This window comes from Chitinophaga sp. Cy-1792, from assembly GCF_011752935.1.
Taxonomy (GTDB): Bacteria; Bacteroidota; Bacteroidia; order Chitinophagales; family Chitinophagaceae; genus Chitinophaga.
Genome location: NZ_VWWO01000002.1, coordinates 1,994,404 through 2,011,304, shown reverse-complemented (window position 1 = coordinate 2,011,304; position 16,901 = coordinate 1,994,404). Strand labels below are relative to the sequence as shown.

The following is a 16,901-nucleotide window of genomic DNA, read 5'->3' as shown; positions in this document are numbered from 1 at the left end:
TTCAGGTTTGAATCCTGACGCGATCATAAGAAAAAGCCTTCCGCTAATTGTTAGCGGAAGGCTTTTTCTTTATATCCCTACACAACAGCGTGTGCTGTCGACTTGGTTTAATTCGTAAAAAACCATCTTAAAACACGACCTGCCGCTTTAATATTTATGACAATAAATAACAGCAAAACCCATAATGAAAAAGGTTGCACCTTTAGATCTAAGCCGTTGTTATTTACACTAAATCCGAAAGTATAGGCAGTTATTACAGGTGTGAACGCAATCAGATTAAGTGCACCGGCCAATAAGGTAATCAAAGTGACGACTTTACCAGTCTTACGGTTCAATACAATGGCAACAATACTCGCCAATACGAAGAAAATACCCCAATAGTGCTTGCCTGCCAATAATATATTGGTAGTTAAGATGGTATAAATGCTATAACCTATGGCTAGTGTCATTATTGCAAGTGGTATATATTGCAGACTGCTTTTTATATTCATATGGTTCATCAAAATATGAATATTTTCTATATTAAAAACTGCTAAACTTTCTCCCGATAAATTGCAGGAATGCAGTTAGCTGGTAAATCTGCCCGATTGCTGCTGGCAACGAATGCTCCGGAAGTCGGTCAGAAAGATTTGTTAATATGGGCCTGTTGGACAAATGTCCTTGTCTTGCGCCTGAAAATGAAGTAGATTTACATATAACCCAGAAAACAACGGAAACTATGAGTATCAGAGAAGCTTATAATGAATGGGCATCACAATACGATACCAATATCAACAGAACAAGAGACCTTGAAGCACTCGCATTAAGAGAATCCCTTTCCCCGTTTACGATTGAACATGTCCTTGAAATAGGCTGTGGTACAGGTAAAAACACGGCTTTCTTTGTTGAAAATGCAATCAGCGTAACTTCAGTTGATTTTTCAGAAGAGATGCTGGCGAAGGCAAGGGAGAAATTCAGCACGCAGGGTAATGTTAGTTTTATTCAGGCAGATATCACCGCCCCGTGGACATTCGCCGGCGATAGAAAATTTGACCTGGTTTCATTCAGCCTGGTGCTGGAGCATATTAAAGACCTGGACAATATTTTTGCTTCGGCGGCAGCTGTACTACAGCAAAACGGATTGTTGTATATAGGGGAGTTGCATCCATTCCGTCAGTACGGCGGCAGCAAGGCCAAATATGAAACTGCTGATGGCCCGCAGGAATTACAAACCTATACCCACCATATTTCGGAGTTTGTACAAATAGCTGCCAGGCATGGGTTGCAGGTCTTTAATGCCAATGAATATTTTGACGAAGACCAGATCAATCCGGTGCCACGTATCCTCGTGTTACTGCTCAACAAGGAATAAAAGTCTGTTATAACACGATATTAAACCATACAAAAAATCCTGTCACCATATGATGACAGGATTTTTCTTTTTGAATATCTTTTCTGGCTGCTACAGCACGTGTTGTTGCTGTTCCTTGTGTTTATTTTTGCCACGGTTTGTACCGCCTTTGCGGCCAATGGCAGCCATATGTTCCCTGTTACGGCTTACCGCCTCTCCACCTTTCTTGCCGGCAGCTCTGGCCTCTTCAGATGTGAATTTATGTGCAACGCCCTGTTTGTGGGCTGCTCGTCCACCTTCTCTGGATATGGCTCTCTGTTGTTCCGGGTCCATGGATGCAAAACCGCGTTTGCTGTGCTTAGGTTTTTCTACCGCACTATCCTGCGGATTGCCATTGGGAAATGATTGATACCTCATGTTTTCCATAATGCAACTTTTATAGTGTAGTGAACAAATTATGTATAGCTCAACTATACAACTATGGTGCCACCGCCTGTAACTCAATGCAATACAGCCTTTTGGGTGTTATCCCACTGTGGTATTAGTGCAATTCATTACCCAATACATAGAAAAATACACACAATAAAACCCCCGATTCCACAGTTTTACCCCCTGAAATGCCTGATCTGCATTGGCTTATGATTTGCATTATTCACAGAGCAATAAACTTTTAATAACCCATTCAAACTTCTGTTATGGCAAAGTATTCGAGCGCTGTACAGCGTAAGGTGAAAAAAGTAATGCAGGAAATGCATGAAGGTAAATTAAGAAGTGGTAGAAGCGGTACAAAAGTAAAGAACCCAAAACAAGCTATTGCGATAGGATTATCAGAAGCCCGCGCTGAAGGCGATAAGGTTCCGCCAAGAAAATCATCTTCCTCCGGCAAAAAAAGTACAAAATCATCTTCCCCAAAGATGACAGCAAAACGTAGCACCGTCAAAAAAACAACGGCTAAAAAAACCATGGCTAAAAAAACAATGGCCAAAAAAGCTACAGCAAAAAAAGCAGCACCTAAAAAAGCAACTGCTAAACGTGCCACTGCCAAAACTGCCACTGCCAAACGGGCAACCGCTAAAAGGGCCACAGCCAAAAGAGCTGCTACCGCTAAAAAAACTACTGCGAAATCCATGACCGGCAAAAAGGCAACTGCTAAAAAGGCAATGCCTAAAAAAAATGCTAAAACTACTGTTAAAAAATCAACAGGAAGAAGCACCACAGCGGCCAGGAAACGAGCCACCAGCAAGCGTAGGGCAATGCACGCATAAACCCGTTTCAAACAATATCCAATCATATACAAAAAAAGACCGATGCCGTACGGCACCGGTCTTTTTATATGGCACATACCTTGTCCATATATCTGTATGGAAAAACATCATGTAACAGTTATTATCAATGGTAAGGCTTATGGACTTAACATCACGGTAAATAGCCAGATTCATGAAACCATGTATGAGGTTATCCCTGATGTCAGGCCATTTGTACTGGAGGATTTTCAACCGCAAAACAACAATTTTACGGCAGACCATACCGATACTGTGGCCGAAAGGTTACGGATCGTGGAAACTGAACAGATCGCACGGATCATATGGACTGAAATCCTCAGTAAAATGGATTAGCTCCTTTGCCCGGTTCTAACTGGTTAGCAACCATTTGGCAGTAATGTGCCCGGTTTGTACATTTACACCACTATGATGCTAACCGACGCAGTCTATAAGCGGAAAAACCGAAAGGAACGGATCCTGTTTTTAGCCAAATTACTGGCCTATCTGGCTATTGTGTATTTTAACCTGAATCATGCAGCCACCTATGATAAGTTTCCCTGGCTCTTCAGAATAACCAACGCCCTCTCTTTCTTCCTGGGCGCCAACCTGGTCATATCACTCGCCTGGATCCTCATCATATCATGGTATACCCGCCGCAGGCTCAACAAACCCGTGGAAAAAGATAATTTCATGCTGGGCCTCAACCGTATCAGCTCCGTGCTGAATACGGTTTTCTTTATCCTGTCTGTCATGATCCTCTTCGGTATCGACCTGCTCAAGTTCGTAACCAGCATCACCATCGTGGCGGCAGCCATTGCACTGCTTTCCAAAGATTATATCACCAATATCATCAATGGCCTCATCATCATGTTCTCCGATCAGCTCTCGCTGGGAGATCATGTTAAAATCGGTGACTACAAAGGAAAAATACTGGATATCACGCTCATCAATCTCGTACTCCAGAACGATGATGATGAAATTATGATCGTGCCCAACTCCCTCGTATTTACAGCGATTGTTGTCAATCAGTCTAAACAGAATATCAAAAAATTAATTATCGAATTTGAACTGGACCGTAAACTCGCCTTCACACCAGACCAGCTCGAAACACGCCTGAAAAATTCCATTACTGCCTTCGAAAGCCATTATGCAAAAGGTAGTTTCCTCCTCCGTACCATGGAAATCAAAAAAGACCATGTGCTGTTTAAAGTGCAGCTGACGCTTCCTGTGGCAGACAAACAACTGGAACAACAATTACGTCGTACACTGAATACAGAGATAATTTCCATTGCAGAAAAAGGTGTCTGAAAAGCATTCATTTTCAATAGAAATTCACTAGATTCGCTGTTATTAAATTTTTTTTAGATCTGATGTCAACATTAGCGTATACTATGAAAAAGTATTTAATTCCATGTGGTGCTGTGCTGTTGTTTACTTCCTGTGGCCTGTTTTCAGGTAAAGAGAAAAATATTGAAAGTGATTCCGTGAAAATTGCTGCCAGTGAACTGATCGATAGTACACAGGGAAATAGTGCAGACGATGGTGAAACGATTGATATGGATACCAGCACCATTAAACGTTTATCATGGATAGATGATGTGATGAAAGGCTATCTCCGGACACCTGAAGGTGTTAAAATAGTACAGGGATATAAGTATGAAAAAGATGTTAACTGGATCTGGGACTCCATGCGTAAAACAGATTCCGCGACCTATGTCGTATTACAGCTCGGCGGCGATGTAGACAACGGAGAAGGAATGGTATTCTCAACAGCAGCATGGATCTACGTAGATACACTCTCCAGAAAGGCATATGAATACAGCATCGAAAAAGAAGATTTACGACCGCTGAATATTCCAGCAAAATAATACAACAAAACTTACCATACGAAAGAGGGTAGCTGCATTCCGGTGTTGTTACCCTCTTTTTTTGCCTTTCTGCTATTTTTTATATCATGGAAAATGCTAAAATGATATTTTTTATTGATGCAAATGCTGTCTTTTGATGATATTTTAACATTTTTATTACTTTCGTCCCTCCATAGCGAAGCTGCATGCATTATCTTTGCAAGTACAATAAAAGCACAGGAATTATGTCATTAATTGAGCATTTAAATTGGAGATACGCAACGAAAAGCTATGATCCAACGAAGAAAGTAAGTGAGGAAAATGTGACGAAGATTGTTGAAGCAGCGCGACTGGCACCAACTTCGTCAGGACTACAACAATTCAGGATTCTGGTAATTACCAACCAGGAACTGAAAGAAAAAATCGTTCCGTTGGCTTGGGGTCAGGAAATTGTGGCAGATTGCTCACACCTGCTGGTATTTGCCGCCTGGGACAACTACACAGAAGAAAGAATTGATACTGTATACGACAGAACTACCGACGAAAGAGGCTTGCCACGCGGTCGCTTCTCCAGCTATACAGATAAGATCAAAGGCATGTACCTGCCACAGGAAGCGCACACTAACTTTATCCATACTGCACGTCAGTCGTACATAGGTTTCGGCCTCGCCATCGCACAGGCAGCAGAGCTTAAAGTAGATGCCACACCGATGGAAGGTTTTGACAATGATGCACTGGATGCCTTACTGGACCTCCGTTCCCACGGACTAAGAAGTGTTACGATGCTGCCACTGGGCTACCGCAAAGAGGACACAGACTGGCTCGTTAATATGAAGAAGGTACGCATCCCTTCAACAGAATTTGTTATCGAGTTAAAATAACATTCAACTCAGTAGATATGTCGCCTGAAAAGCAGTTTAATACTGCCTTTCAGGCGATTTTGTTTGCGGGGTTAAACAAAACTCATATTGTACAGCTGTTCCTGCGGTGCTTCCGGCATCGCAGTTTCCATTTCATGAATAAAGGTATCTATCAGCGCTTTCGTTACGCCAGGCATACAGATTATATGTGACCAGCCATTCTCTGAAGCCAGCTGCCACTTGTTCCTGATGCTGGCCGGAGGCTCCGGAAATACGACGGTTAACGTATCCGGGTTGCGCCATGCTGCCACACCAATTTCCCGTAGGCGACTCGTGGCATATGCCGCTACTTCCAGCGCTGCCATTGCCCTTGCACGCATGCCTTCAATGCCATAACGCTTCAATGCATACCATAGAAACAACGGACTATGGCCATTCCGGCTGCCGGTGATCGTTGTGTCCATCGTGCCGATATAGGCCACGGAACGGGCAATGCGGTCGCGGTACGACTTGTGCGCAATCACCACGCCACACGGCACGGGAGAGCCAATAAATTTATGACCGCTGATAGCAATACTATGAGCACCATCGGCAAAGTCGAAAGCCGGCCTGTTTTCCAGGAAACCACTGTAGCTGCCGGACAAAGCGCCGTCGGCATGTATATAAAACTGACGTATCGCCGTTTTGTCCAGGATCTCCCTGATACGCTTCACGTCATCCCTTGCCTCTGTCATGGTGGTGCCAATATTAGCCAGAATGATCACCGGCAACTGACGGTTCATGGAAATCGTATTCTCCAGGTCATCATAATCCATTTCACCGTTGTCCTGTGTGCGCACTACGATGGCTGGCATATTGAGCAGATGAATATTTTTCTGAACACTATAATGGGTGGCAGCGGAATAATATACCATCGCTTTGGGGTATAGCTCCCTGGCCAGGTATAAGGCATAGAGATTGCCTTCAGACCCGCCGTTGGTAACATATCCCCACCAGTCGTTGGCCGGAGCCCGGAAAAGCTGCGCAAAAAATGCGACTACTTCTTTTTCCAGGTCTCTGGAACCAACTGCATATGTAGATGGAATGAAAGGGTCGCCCAGGTTGTTGAGCGGGTATTGCAAAAATGGCATCAGCGGCGAATAATCAAAATCCTTCGAAACCGGATATCCCAGGAAGCCGGCCGTACCATTTGCTACAGTATCCAACAATGTCTGTAACCGCGTTGTGTCGGCCGCAGACAACTTAAAGTCGTTCATTTCTTGAAATTACAGGTGTATGATCCTGCGAAGCTAGGGATATATGGTTGAATAAATCTGTGGTTTGCTATAACTCAGAAAATATACACTAATTTTGTCTTTTAGGTAGATGATTGTATCTGTTTTCGCCTTTGTTTTTTATCTCCCGCAGATAAATCTGACTACCTCAAAATCTATATTTTATGGACATACTGGATAAAACAGACCGCCGGATATTACAGGTATTACAGGAAGATGCCCGGTTAAATACCAAAGAAATAGCCCATAAGATCGGCCTTTCTGTTACGCCCACCTATGAGCGGCTGAAGAAAATCGAGAAGCTGGGAATCATAAAAAAGAATGTAGCCCTGCTGGATGGTGAGAAGCTGGGAAAGACAATGGTGGCGTATTGCAACGTTTCCCTTCAACTGCATTCCCTGCCTTTGCTCCGTAAGTTTGAAGCGGCTATTCACCGCCACGAAGAAGTAATGGAATGCTATCACGTAGCGGGCAACTATGACTACTTATTAAAAATTGTGGTAGACGATATGAAGAGCTATCAGCAGTTTATAACCACTAAACTGGCTGCCATAGAAAATATTGCGAACGTGCATAGCTCCTTCGTAATGACGGAAATTAAAAACAGTACTGCGTTTTCGTTGTAGGTCAGCTTATTTTACAATGCTCATTCCATTGCTCCCCTGGTCCTGGATAACAACCGTATAGCCGCGGGAGTTAGTGTCGGCTTCATCGGAGAGAGGTACGGTGAAAGAGAAGCTGCTACCGTTTCCTGGTGTACTATGAAACCATATCCGGCCATGGTTGCGTTCTACAAAATCTTTGGAGAGATGAAGCCCTAGCCCGCAGCCCTTTTCGTTTTGCGTGCCGGATGTGCTGTAGTAAATATTGGAGAAGATACGGTGCTGGTTTTCTAACGGTATGCCGGTACCATTATCACGAACGATGACCTCAGCGAAAGTCCGGTCTATTCTGGCGCTCACAGATATCTTACCGCCGCCGGGGGTAAACTTGATCGCATTGCTGATCAGGTTACGCAATACCATCCTGATCATTTCAGGGTCGGCATATACCATCAACGATCCCGATAGTTCATGCTGTAAGGAAACATCTTTCTGTTTGGCCAGTGTCTGCAGCAGTTCAAATTCCTGGTTAAGCAGGAGCAATATATCAAAATCATCTGCCCTGACACCAATGCCTTTCATCTGGTTGCTGGCCCATTGCAGCATATTATCCATCATGTAGGAGGTATTTTTTACATCTCTCCATAACTCATCTGAATAAAACTTAAACTGCTCCTGCGTGATCCTTTCATCGCGCAGCAGAAACAGCAGGCCTTCCAGGATCGCCAGCGGAGAACGCAGGTCATGGGAAATCACAGAGAAGATTTTATCCTTTACCTGGTTCAGACTTTCCAATGTTGTATTCTGCTCAAGGATAATATGGTTTTGAAGAGACACTTCCTGGTTTTTGCTGTTGAGTTCACGGGTAAGCAGCTTTTGCTTTTTAAACATACGGTACAGCATAAACGTAATGACCAGCAGAATGATAAACAGCAGGGTAGCAGAAAACACCAGCATGCGCTGTTGCTGTATGGTGGCGAGGTGTATCTGTTGTTCTTTTTTTAGTAAGATGTTCTCCTTTTGCTTTTTCTCTGCTTCGTACTTTTCCTGGCTGCGGGATATCTGCCTGGATTTCTCCAGGTTGAAAAATTCCATATTGCGCTCCGTATAGGCTTTATAGTTATTGAGCGCCGACCGGTAATCATTGCGGGTACTATCCAGCTCATACCTGATCTTATAATAGATCATCTCATTTTTCACGTTCTTCAGCACCACATTGCCGGCATGGGCCTGCTGCAGGTTCTTTTCTGCATTGATGAGATCACCCATGAAGGTTTGTACCTCGGCGAGGTTCAGACTGGATTTAACCATTCCCAGCTGGTTGTCGGCTTCTCGGTAGCATTCGTTGGACAGCTGGTGATAATGCAACGCGTCTTCCAGGCGGTATTGCAACATGGCCACCAGCCCCAGGTTTTCGTAGGTATAGGCCAGTCCCCTGCGATCATTCTGCGCCAGCTTCATCGCCTCTGCTTCATGGAGGAATAGCAGGGAAGAATCCAGTACATGCAGAGCCAGGTAGGCTGATCCTATATTATTAAGTGTCTTGCTGATTTCTGAAATTTCGTGGAGGCTCTTTTTTATTGCGAGCGACCGGAGAAGATAGGGTAGGGCGTCTCTGGGGCTGTTTTGTTCTGTGAAGATGTTCCCCATGTCGTTATACAGGATGCTCAGGGTATGCAGGTCATTGATGCTTTCTGCGAGCTTCAGGGAGCTGAGGGTCAGCTGCATCTGTTTGTCGAGGTGGCCCCGGGTATTTTCGACGAGGGCCAGGTTACGCTGTGCCCAGATGCGCCCGTTCATATAATGGAGCTGTGCGCTGAGGCCCAATGCCTCATTGGCGTATTTTTCCGCTATCTGTGCATCTTTGGTAAAAAAGGCCCGGGAGGCTTTATTGAGAATATCTACGCGTTCCGTATCCTTCGCTGAGTGGTGAAGCAGCTCCATTTCAAAGCTGTCTGGCTGCGCTGATTGTGCCTCGCTGGCAGGTGACAGCAGTATCAGCCACAGCGGAATCAGTAAACATTTTTTCAAAGGATTGGCGGGCAGCATATGACGTAATTAATGTTGGCATTCGGTGGAACGGTTTTGGGGCGTCTCCACATAATTATGATAAAAATAATCATAATGCATGATGATTCAAAAATTGATCTATAATTGTATCCCATTTTGGGTAATTTTGCGCCCTGAATTATTGATCTTCAACTCCATTTGTACTAACAAGAAAATTTTCGCTAACATGGCTGTCAAGAAATCAGCTGCACTGGGCTTCATCTTTGTTACCCTCCTGATCGATGTTATCGGTTTTGGTATCATTATACCGGTAATGCCTAAACTTATCGAGTCGCTCACTGGCGAAGGCCTTAGCGGCGCCTCCTGGTATTCCGGCTGGTTAACTTTTGCCTACGCCATTACACAGTTTTTTATGGCCCCGGTGATCGGTGGCCTCAGCGATGCCTACGGCAGACGTCCTGTTTTGCTGTCCTGCCTGGCTGCATTTTGCCTGGATTACCTGTTCCTGGCCTGGGCGCCTAATATTGGGTTACTGTTCGTTGGCCGTATCATTGCCGGCATCACAGGCGCAAGTATGAGTACCGGCGCGGCCTATATTGCTGATATCAGTACTCCGGAAAAACGCGCACAGAATTTTGGTATGATTGGCGTGGCCTTCGGGTTAGGGTTTATTATAGGCCCGGGACTGGGAGCACAATTCAGCTCCTTTGGGCCCAAAGGTCCATTTATAGCTGCTGCCGGATTAACCCTGCTGAATTTCCTTTATGGCTTCTTTATCTTACCGGAATCCCTTGCACCTGAAAACAGGCGTCCATTTGAGCTGAAGAGAGCAAACCCATTTGGTGCGCTCAAGCAGCTGAAAAAATACCCGGTAATTTCCGGACTGATTTTTTCGCTGGTGCTGATTTACCTGGCTAACTATGCTGTACAGTCCACCTGGTCTTTCTTTACCATGCTGAAATTTAACTGGACTGTTAAAATGGTGGGGAACTCCCTGATGTTTGTGGGTTTCCTGGTCGCACTGGTGCAGGGAGGTCTTATCCGTGTGGTTATTCCGCGTTTGGGACAGAAGAAATCTGTAATCCTTGGGTTGATCCTGTATACTATCGGATTAGGACTATTTGGCTTCGCCGCAAATGGCTGGGAAATGTTCGTATATCTGGTACCGTATTGCCTGGGTGGAATATGCGGCCCTAGCCTCCAGGGTATCATGAGCAGTGCCGTACCTCCAAATGCACAGGGTGAGCTGCAGGGTGCTATGACAGGGCTCGTGAGCCTGACCATGATCGTCGGCCCGCTGATGATGAACAGTATCTTCACCTGGTTTACCAAACCTTCCGCACCGATCTATTTTCCAGGCGCACCATTTATTGCCGGTGCTGTTTTGCTGGTGCCGAGTATTATACTGGCCGCTATCTCTTTTAAAAAGAATCATACGCCTGCAAGATTGTAAAACAATTAAAAAGACATTGATAATGAGTTGAATATCTAAATTCAATTACATTTGCAAACTATGCTAAGAAAACTCATTGCAGTGGCATTGCTTACAATAGTTGGGACCAGCGCCAGTGCACAGCAGGATACGGTAAAGAATCAGCAGGCATCACTGTTCGGTCAGTCTGATACGGTATTGCATAAACGTAGTTTTTTCCCGTTGCCGGTACTGACCTATTCCCAGGAGAAAGGATTGGAAATAGGAGCGGCGATGTTATATTCTTTTTATACAGATAGAAAGAATCCAAGCGCGGCCACGCGTAACTCTACCATCAACCTGATACCGGGTGTCACCACCAAAAATCAGTACAAGGTAGACCTGAAAGCCGACATCTGGACACGCGATAATATCTGGCATTTCAGAGGTAGTATGCGCTACCAGAATTTCCCCTTGTACTTCTATGGTATCGGTGATACGACGCATGCAGCAGATAAATCACTGCTGAACAATGTGCGTTTCCGCTTCCAGGGAGAGGCAGAAAGGAAGGTCGGTTCGCACTTCTATGTTGGGGCTACCATGTCGTTCCAGAACGATACTTACAGCAGCGATGACGGAAAGGGAATTTATAATACCATGCCGCTGGTGGGCAAAACCGGAGGGCATGTTACCTTCGTAGGTCTGACTGGTATTTATGATACCCGCGACAATCAGAACTATACCCGTAAAGGAACCTGGCTACGATTGAATACGGCTTTTGCGCCTTCCTTCCTCAGCTCAGAGCAACTGTGGAAAATAGAAGCACAGGGCAAACAGTTCGTTTCATTGTCCCGCAAGAGTACGCTGGGCTTCAATGCATTTTTCAACTCCCTGCAGGGAAGTCAGCTGCCATTCTATCTCTTACCCGAAATGGGAAATGATAACCTGATGCGCGGGTATTATTCCGGTCGCTACAGGAACCAGAATTATTTAGCATTCCAAACCGAATACCGTTACCTGATAGATCCAAAAGTCAGAATCAAGGTATGGTTTGTTGATCTGCATCCTAAGTTCGCACTGGCCGCCTTCGCCGGTACAGGCACTGTGTTTGCAAATAGGGATTTTCACTTCGATGGCTTCAAGCCTAACTATGGCGGCGGTATCCGATATTTCTACGATGAAAATTCCAGGCTCACTGTTCGTATAGACTATGGCGTAGGAGAGAAACGTCCGGGAGAAGCCCGTCAGAAAGGATTGTATCTGTCGCTGGCAGAAGCTTTCTAAAAATATTAAGCCACTCGTTTTGGTGCAGGAAGTGCAATTGCTGAAATAAAATGTTTCAGTGGTTGCACTTCTTTGATTGTTATGTGCTAACATTTCCTTAACTTCCAGTATGCTGTTTATCAAGCAACAGTAAGTTACGATTCACCAAAACCACTGTTTATGAAACGACCTATCCTGTTATCAGCCCTGGCTTTGTCATTGGCTGTTACAAGTGCCGTACAGGCGCAGGACTCAAAATCTACCACACCTCCCCATTCCAAATTTTATCTCAAAGCAGCAGGAGGTTATTTCTTTAGTATTACCCCCGGTCAGTTTCCCAATGTTGGCCCATATCCTCCACAGGACCTGCATACGCAGTATAACCCGGCGAATGCAAATCCACTGGATACCCTCAGCAGGAAAGTGTTGACAGGTTCTTATGGTCAGGGCGTTCGCGGCGGACTTTCCGTTGGTTACAATATCAACAAATACATCGCCGTGGAAGCAACATTCAATTATTTCCACAGCGCCAAAAACCTCATGACCAATAACCTGACCACCGTGGTTAGTACCAATAAAGTATTGGGAAGTATTACTTCGCATGGCTATGTAAATGCCATCGACTTTGCTCCCAGCTTTGTTTTCAGCCCGGGGCTTGAAAAAATAAATCCCTACGTTCGCTTTGGTTTGGTGTTGCCGCTCTGGGGCAGACTGTATATCGAAACAGATGCCTTCCAGCTGTCCAACCCGCCTGCAGGTGCACCATTGCCTCCAGGTACCCTTATCCAGACGGAAATCCATCGTAAGGAAGAAGTTAAACCAAGTATCACCATCGGTATGCAGGGCGCCCTCGGTGTATCCTTCAACATTTCCCCACGCTTCGATATCTTCGTGGAAGCTGAATACAGAAACGTTCCTGTAAAAAGCAAGTCCAAAGAAGTTACCAAATACAGCGAAGTCAATACCGCTGTTAACGGAAGCACGGGCGCTGTTATCACCCAGATCAGCACCCGAGGCCTGGGCGACCTCAGCAATGCGGAAAGGAATACAGACTACGTCACTACGCTGGACCAGAACTCCAATACACCGATTGGACAAACAGGTACAGTGGTGCATTACAAAAATGACAACGCACCTGCCAATGACCTGAAATCATATATTAATATTGGTGGCCTTGGCGCCAACGCAGGTATCAAATTCAGACTCTGATTTAACAACCGTATAAATGAAGAATGCCGCCAGCAAATCTGCTGAGCGGCATTCATTTTGTGATGAGCATAAGATCTTAATACGCACTCGCTCTGTTCAGCAAATCAATATCTTCTTTATCTAACTGCAACTGGACACCACTGGTCAGTTCGTGCAGCTGTTCAATATTGGTGGCACTGGCAATCGGCGCTGCAATAGCAGGCCTTGTCAACAGCCAGGCAAGTGATATAGCGGATGGTGTAGTTGCATGTTTTTTTGATACTGTATCCAGCGCATCGAGTATCTTCAGGCCACGCGTATTCAGGTAGGACAGGGCTTTCTTACCGCGGGCACTGCTCTTGCTTACATCCCCCTCATTTCTGTACTTTCCACTCAGGAAACCGCTGGCAAGAGAATAATAATTAATCACAGCAATATCTGCTTTAACGCAGATGTCTGCATATTGTTGTTCATATTTTTCCCTGTCATACAAATTGTATTCGGGCTGAAACGTTTCATATCTCGGATAGCCGTGCGACTCACTAGCCCTTAAACTCGCCAGCAGCCTTGCTGCCGTCATATTGGAAGCGCCGATGGCTCGTACCTTTCCTTCCTTTACCAGCTGCGCATATGCTTCCAGTGTTTCTTCCACAGGTGTACCTTCATTATCATAATGCGTCTGGTAGAGATCAATAAAATCCGTTTGCAGACGCTTCAGCGAATCTTCAACATGTTTCAGTATATATTTTTTGCTCACATTGATGCCTTCCCCAAAGTCGGCACCCACCTTAGTGGCAACAACTACCTTTTCACGATTGCCGCGTGCCTTCATCCATTTACCAATGATGGTTTCCGACTCACCACCGCTGTTGCCCGGCACCCAGCGCGAGTATACATCAGCGGTGTCCACTAAATTAAAACCCTGCGCTATAAATTCATCCAGCAGCGCGAAAGAAGTCTTTTCATCTGCTGACCATCCAAATACGTTACCGCCAAAAGCCAATGGCGCCACTTCCAGTTCCGATTGTCCGAGTTTACGTTTTTTCATATAAAAGTGATTGAGTTAATCCTGCTAACCTCTAATTTAACTACTTTTGTTGCATCATAAAGCGAAAACATGCCTGTAGATATATTAAAGCAAGATTTTGACTGGCTTACATCCACTTATGGAAAGTTAAATGGTAATTCCGTACTGGATGCCAGAGAAAATGTTACCCATGAGATCTTTCCCGACAAGGTTATAATAGGCACTGCCTTCGTGAATTGCGCCACCTACCAGGTTTTCTTTGAAGGTGCCGACCTGGAGGTCAATAAATTCGCACTGGAGAATCCTGTCGTAGAAGACAGTCCGCTGGTGGCCGACCCTATGACCGACATAGACGTAACAGAATTGCAGCGCCGCTGGAATGAGTTGCTTAAAAGCATCCGTGCAAAGGAAAAGTTGCAGGGCAGTGGAAATGCACGTCAGGCACTCTCACAGTTGTTCTATGATATTTTTGAGGAAGATCAGGCAATATTAGCCATCGATGAATTGCCGGATTTTGTAAAACCAGATCCTGCTGTTATCTGGGACGAGCTGGCAGTAGCATTGCAGAATAATGGTAACCTGGCTGAGTTCGAATGGTCGGATCTCACGGATACCGGTATCTATTCGCTCAATGAACTGGAACCAATTCAGCTGGCAGGAATTGTTTTAGATGTACCATCTGAAGAAGATTATGAAGAAATCGTTGCAGCAGAAGATTTTGCACAGGCTGCGCTCGATTATGTAAATATGCAACTGGAAGAAGCCGAACTGAAGATCGTTGCAGTAGGTACCTCCCTCGACGAATACCAGGCATTTACCTGTCTGTCCATCGCCGACCAGCGTTTCTCCGATGCCATCAAACATATGTCTGCACTGTGTCTGGTAACACTGTACTAATTGAAATATTCGATTAAAATTACCTTAAATATTATAAACGGTTATCAGTCTCCCGTTAATTATCAATAAATTAGTAGGACGAAATTAACCAAACAGTGAAGGTTGTTGCCAGGCTAGTATTATTATTTATCCTTACCACTTTTTTATTACCCGCAACGAGGGAAAGTGGTAAGGTAACGCTGTATCCACATGCAGCGCGATATACTACTACCACAAAATTACAACAACGTTTCCTACTTGCTGACCCCGATCAATACCAGGTCAAAACAACACAGGAACGACATAAACGTCGCCCGGTCGGACTAAACGACTACATCAATCACGCCTGCGTTGTTTCCGTTATCCATCTCAAAGACAGATTTATTTATGTAGAGCAACCCAGCAGGGGTTATCTCCATAACCGTTACCTCAGTATCCATCCTCCGCTAAGAAGCTGGAGAGGCCCGCCTGTAGCCTGATCCTCCAAAATTCAGCATTCTTATTTCTCAGTTTTTATCACGATTTATGAAGATATTTATGAACGTGAAGATTTACTGTGTGGCATTGCTATGCCTTGCAGCAACCACTGGTAAACTCTTCGCTCAACAGCCGGCGGATTCATTTTCGCTGCATAAAGCTATAGACCGGACACTGGCACATTATCCCACGCTAAAAGCAAAAGCAGCAACAGTACAGGCCGGACAGGCAAGCCTGACAGACGTCAAACATAACTGGTACCCAAACCTGAAACTCCATGAGCAACTGGACCTGGGTACCGACAACAGTATATATGGCTCGTATTTCACCCTGGGAATGATCCCATCCACCTCAGGAGGTATACGTGAAGAGAATACCAGCCAGGCCATGAGCGGTAATATCGCCATGGCAGAAATGCAATGGGAGATCTATAACTTCGGCGCCTACCGCACCCAGAAAGATGCAGCAAAGTCTGCCCTGCGTGTCAACTCCGCAGATATGGCCAATGAAGCCAACCAGCTCACCGCAGCCATCATTCAGGATTATCTTGAACTGCTACGACTGGAACAGCTGCGCAAAATCCAGCAGGATAATATCAACAGAACAGCCGAAATCCAGCGGGCAGTAAATGCCATCGTTAAACATGGTCTGAAACCTGGGGTAGATAGTGCGGTTGCGGCTGCTGAACTCTCCCGCGCACGACTGAACCTGATTGATGTAAACAGTCAGTATAACCGCGTACGCATCGAAATAGCCAGCTTCACAGGAATGGATACCACCGGCATCATTCCTGATACCATCAATGAAACCAGGCTGCTGGCACTACTCAATGAATACCTGCCGGAAAAACAACAGATGGCAGATAGTCTGGGTAGTCATCCGTTGCTGCAATACTATAATGCACAATACCTCAATCAGCTGGCCAATGCACAGGTAACAAGGAAAAGCAACCTGCCAAAGGTAAGTCTGATGGCAGCAGGCTGGATGCGCGGTTCCAGCGGTGAATACAATGATTACTTTAATAAAAATCTCTGGAGCGGATTAGGCTACAGCAGGTCCAACTATCTCGTAGGCCTGGGTATCACCTATAATCTGACCGATATAAAACATACCCGCGAACGTGTAGCTGTACAGCAATACAAAGCCCAAGCCGCCGAACAGGAAATGGAAACGGCCCGTACAAGACTGCAGCAATCGCTCGACCAGGCACAATCCGATATGGCCATTTCAGAACAACGCCTAGAGGAAATTCCCGCGCAACTCAATGCTGCAAGGGCAGCGGCTACGCAAAAAACAGCCTTGTATAAAGCCGGATTAACAAACATCATTGAAGTAACTAACGCACTGTTCCTGCTCAACAGAGCAGAAACAGACCTGGTGCAAGCCAGGGATATTGCCTGGAAAGCCTTGTTCAGAGCTGCTTACGCAGGTAATAGTATTCAACAGTTATTACCTGAGCTGAACTAGGTATCAT

Annotated in this window: 18 protein-coding genes; 13 read left to right on the top strand and 5 right to left on the bottom strand. The window is 45.3% G+C overall.

Annotated elements, in window-relative coordinates:
• Positions 1 to 107: 107 nt before the first annotated feature.
• Positions 108 to 500, bottom strand: a complete 393-nt coding sequence (locus F3J22_RS22400; RefSeq protein WP_167020162.1) for a hypothetical protein — start codon at positions 498 to 500, stop codon at positions 108 to 110.
• Between the two features lie 218 nt (positions 501 to 718).
• Here F3J22_RS22400 and F3J22_RS22395 point away from each other — a divergent pair, with 218 nt between their 5' ends.
• Positions 719 to 1,351, top strand: a complete 633-nt coding sequence (locus F3J22_RS22395; protein ID WP_167020161.1) for a class I SAM-dependent methyltransferase — start codon at positions 719 to 721, stop codon at positions 1,349 to 1,351.
• A 90-nt stretch (positions 1,352 to 1,441) separates the two neighbouring features.
• Here F3J22_RS22395 and F3J22_RS22390 read toward each other — a convergent pair whose 3' ends face one another.
• Positions 1,442 to 1,756, bottom strand: a complete 315-nt coding sequence (locus tag F3J22_RS22390; protein WP_205195526.1) for a KGG domain-containing protein — start codon at positions 1,754 to 1,756, stop codon at positions 1,442 to 1,444.
• A 269-nt stretch (positions 1,757 to 2,025) separates the two neighbouring features.
• On the opposite strand from F3J22_RS22390, the gene F3J22_RS30575 reads away from it, so the two are divergent.
• The 5 genes from F3J22_RS30575 to F3J22_RS22365 all read left to right on the top strand — a co-directional run bounded on the left by F3J22_RS30575 (position 2,026) and on the right by F3J22_RS22365 (position 5,320).
• Complete coding sequence (locus F3J22_RS30575; RefSeq protein ID WP_370459454.1) at positions 2,026 to 2,595, top strand: DUF6496 domain-containing protein; 570 nt, start codon at positions 2,026 to 2,028, stop codon at positions 2,593 to 2,595.
• Positions 2,596 to 2,691: 96 nt separating this feature from the next.
• On the top strand, positions 2,692 to 2,946 hold the full coding sequence (locus F3J22_RS22380; RefSeq protein WP_167020159.1) for a hypothetical protein: 255 nt from the start codon (positions 2,692 to 2,694) through the stop codon (positions 2,944 to 2,946).
• 72 nt (positions 2,947 to 3,018) lie between these two features.
• A complete protein-coding gene (locus F3J22_RS22375; RefSeq protein WP_167020158.1) occupies positions 3,019 to 3,900 on the top strand; it encodes a mechanosensitive ion channel family protein in 882 nt (293 codons plus the stop codon).
• Positions 3,901 to 3,983: 83 nt separating this feature from the next.
• On the top strand, positions 3,984 to 4,460 hold the full coding sequence (locus F3J22_RS22370; protein WP_167020157.1) for a hypothetical protein: 477 nt from the start codon (positions 3,984 to 3,986) through the stop codon (positions 4,458 to 4,460).
• A gap of 224 nt (positions 4,461 to 4,684) precedes the next feature.
• On the top strand, positions 4,685 to 5,320 hold the full coding sequence (locus F3J22_RS22365; protein WP_167020156.1) for an NAD(P)H-dependent oxidoreductase: 636 nt from the start codon (positions 4,685 to 4,687) through the stop codon (positions 5,318 to 5,320).
• 71 nt (positions 5,321 to 5,391) lie between these two features.
• On the opposite strand, the gene F3J22_RS22360 is transcribed toward F3J22_RS22365, so the two are convergent.
• Entirely contained in the window at positions 5,392 to 6,555 is a 1,164-nt protein-coding gene (locus F3J22_RS22360) for a histidine decarboxylase (protein WP_167020155.1), read from the bottom strand.
• A gap of 182 nt (positions 6,556 to 6,737) precedes the next feature.
• Here F3J22_RS22360 and F3J22_RS22355 point away from each other — a divergent pair, with 182 nt between their 5' ends.
• Positions 6,738 to 7,199, top strand: coding sequence for an Lrp/AsnC family transcriptional regulator (locus F3J22_RS22355; protein WP_167020154.1), 462 nt, complete (start codon positions 6,738 to 6,740; stop codon positions 7,197 to 7,199).
• A 6-nt stretch (positions 7,200 to 7,205) separates the two neighbouring features.
• Here the strand turns inward: F3J22_RS22355 and F3J22_RS22350 are convergent, their stop codons facing one another.
• On the bottom strand, positions 7,206 to 9,206 hold the full coding sequence (locus tag F3J22_RS22350; RefSeq protein WP_167020153.1) for a tetratricopeptide repeat-containing sensor histidine kinase: 2,001 nt from the start codon (positions 9,204 to 9,206) through the stop codon (positions 7,206 to 7,208).
• 205 nt (positions 9,207 to 9,411) lie between these two features.
• On the opposite strand from F3J22_RS22350, the gene F3J22_RS22345 reads away from it, so the two are divergent.
• The 3 genes from F3J22_RS22345 to F3J22_RS22335 all read left to right on the top strand — a co-directional run bounded on the left by F3J22_RS22345 (position 9,412) and on the right by F3J22_RS22335 (position 13,068).
• Positions 9,412 to 10,638, top strand: a complete 1,227-nt coding sequence (locus F3J22_RS22345; RefSeq protein ID WP_167020152.1) for a TCR/Tet family MFS transporter — start codon at positions 9,412 to 9,414, stop codon at positions 10,636 to 10,638.
• A 60-nt stretch (positions 10,639 to 10,698) separates the two neighbouring features.
• Positions 10,699 to 11,880, top strand: a complete 1,182-nt coding sequence (locus F3J22_RS22340; protein ID WP_167020151.1) for a polymerase — start codon at positions 10,699 to 10,701, stop codon at positions 11,878 to 11,880.
• 159 nt (positions 11,881 to 12,039) lie between these two features.
• Positions 12,040 to 13,068: an outer membrane beta-barrel protein gene (locus F3J22_RS22335; RefSeq protein ID WP_167020150.1), complete on the top strand. Its 1,029-nt coding sequence runs from the start codon at positions 12,040 to 12,042 to the stop codon at positions 13,066 to 13,068.
• A gap of 76 nt (positions 13,069 to 13,144) precedes the next feature.
• Here F3J22_RS22335 and F3J22_RS22330 read toward each other — a convergent pair whose 3' ends face one another.
• Positions 13,145 to 14,095, bottom strand: coding sequence for an aldo/keto reductase (locus tag F3J22_RS22330; protein WP_167020149.1), 951 nt, complete (start codon positions 14,093 to 14,095; stop codon positions 13,145 to 13,147).
• 69 nt (positions 14,096 to 14,164) lie between these two features.
• Here F3J22_RS22330 and F3J22_RS22325 point away from each other — a divergent pair, with 69 nt between their 5' ends.
• From F3J22_RS22325 to F3J22_RS22315, 3 genes are all read left to right on the top strand, one after another.
• Entirely contained in the window at positions 14,165 to 14,971 is an 807-nt protein-coding gene (locus tag F3J22_RS22325) for a hypothetical protein (protein ID WP_167020148.1), read from the top strand.
• A gap of 95 nt (positions 14,972 to 15,066) precedes the next feature.
• Positions 15,067 to 15,429 (top strand): hypothetical protein, encoded by a 363-nt coding sequence (locus F3J22_RS22320; protein WP_167020147.1) that lies wholly within the window; start codon positions 15,067 to 15,069, stop codon positions 15,427 to 15,429.
• Between the two features lie 46 nt (positions 15,430 to 15,475).
• Positions 15,476 to 16,894, top strand: coding sequence for a TolC family protein (locus tag F3J22_RS22315; protein WP_167020146.1), 1,419 nt, complete (start codon positions 15,476 to 15,478; stop codon positions 16,892 to 16,894).
• Positions 16,895 to 16,901: the final 7 nt, after the last annotated feature.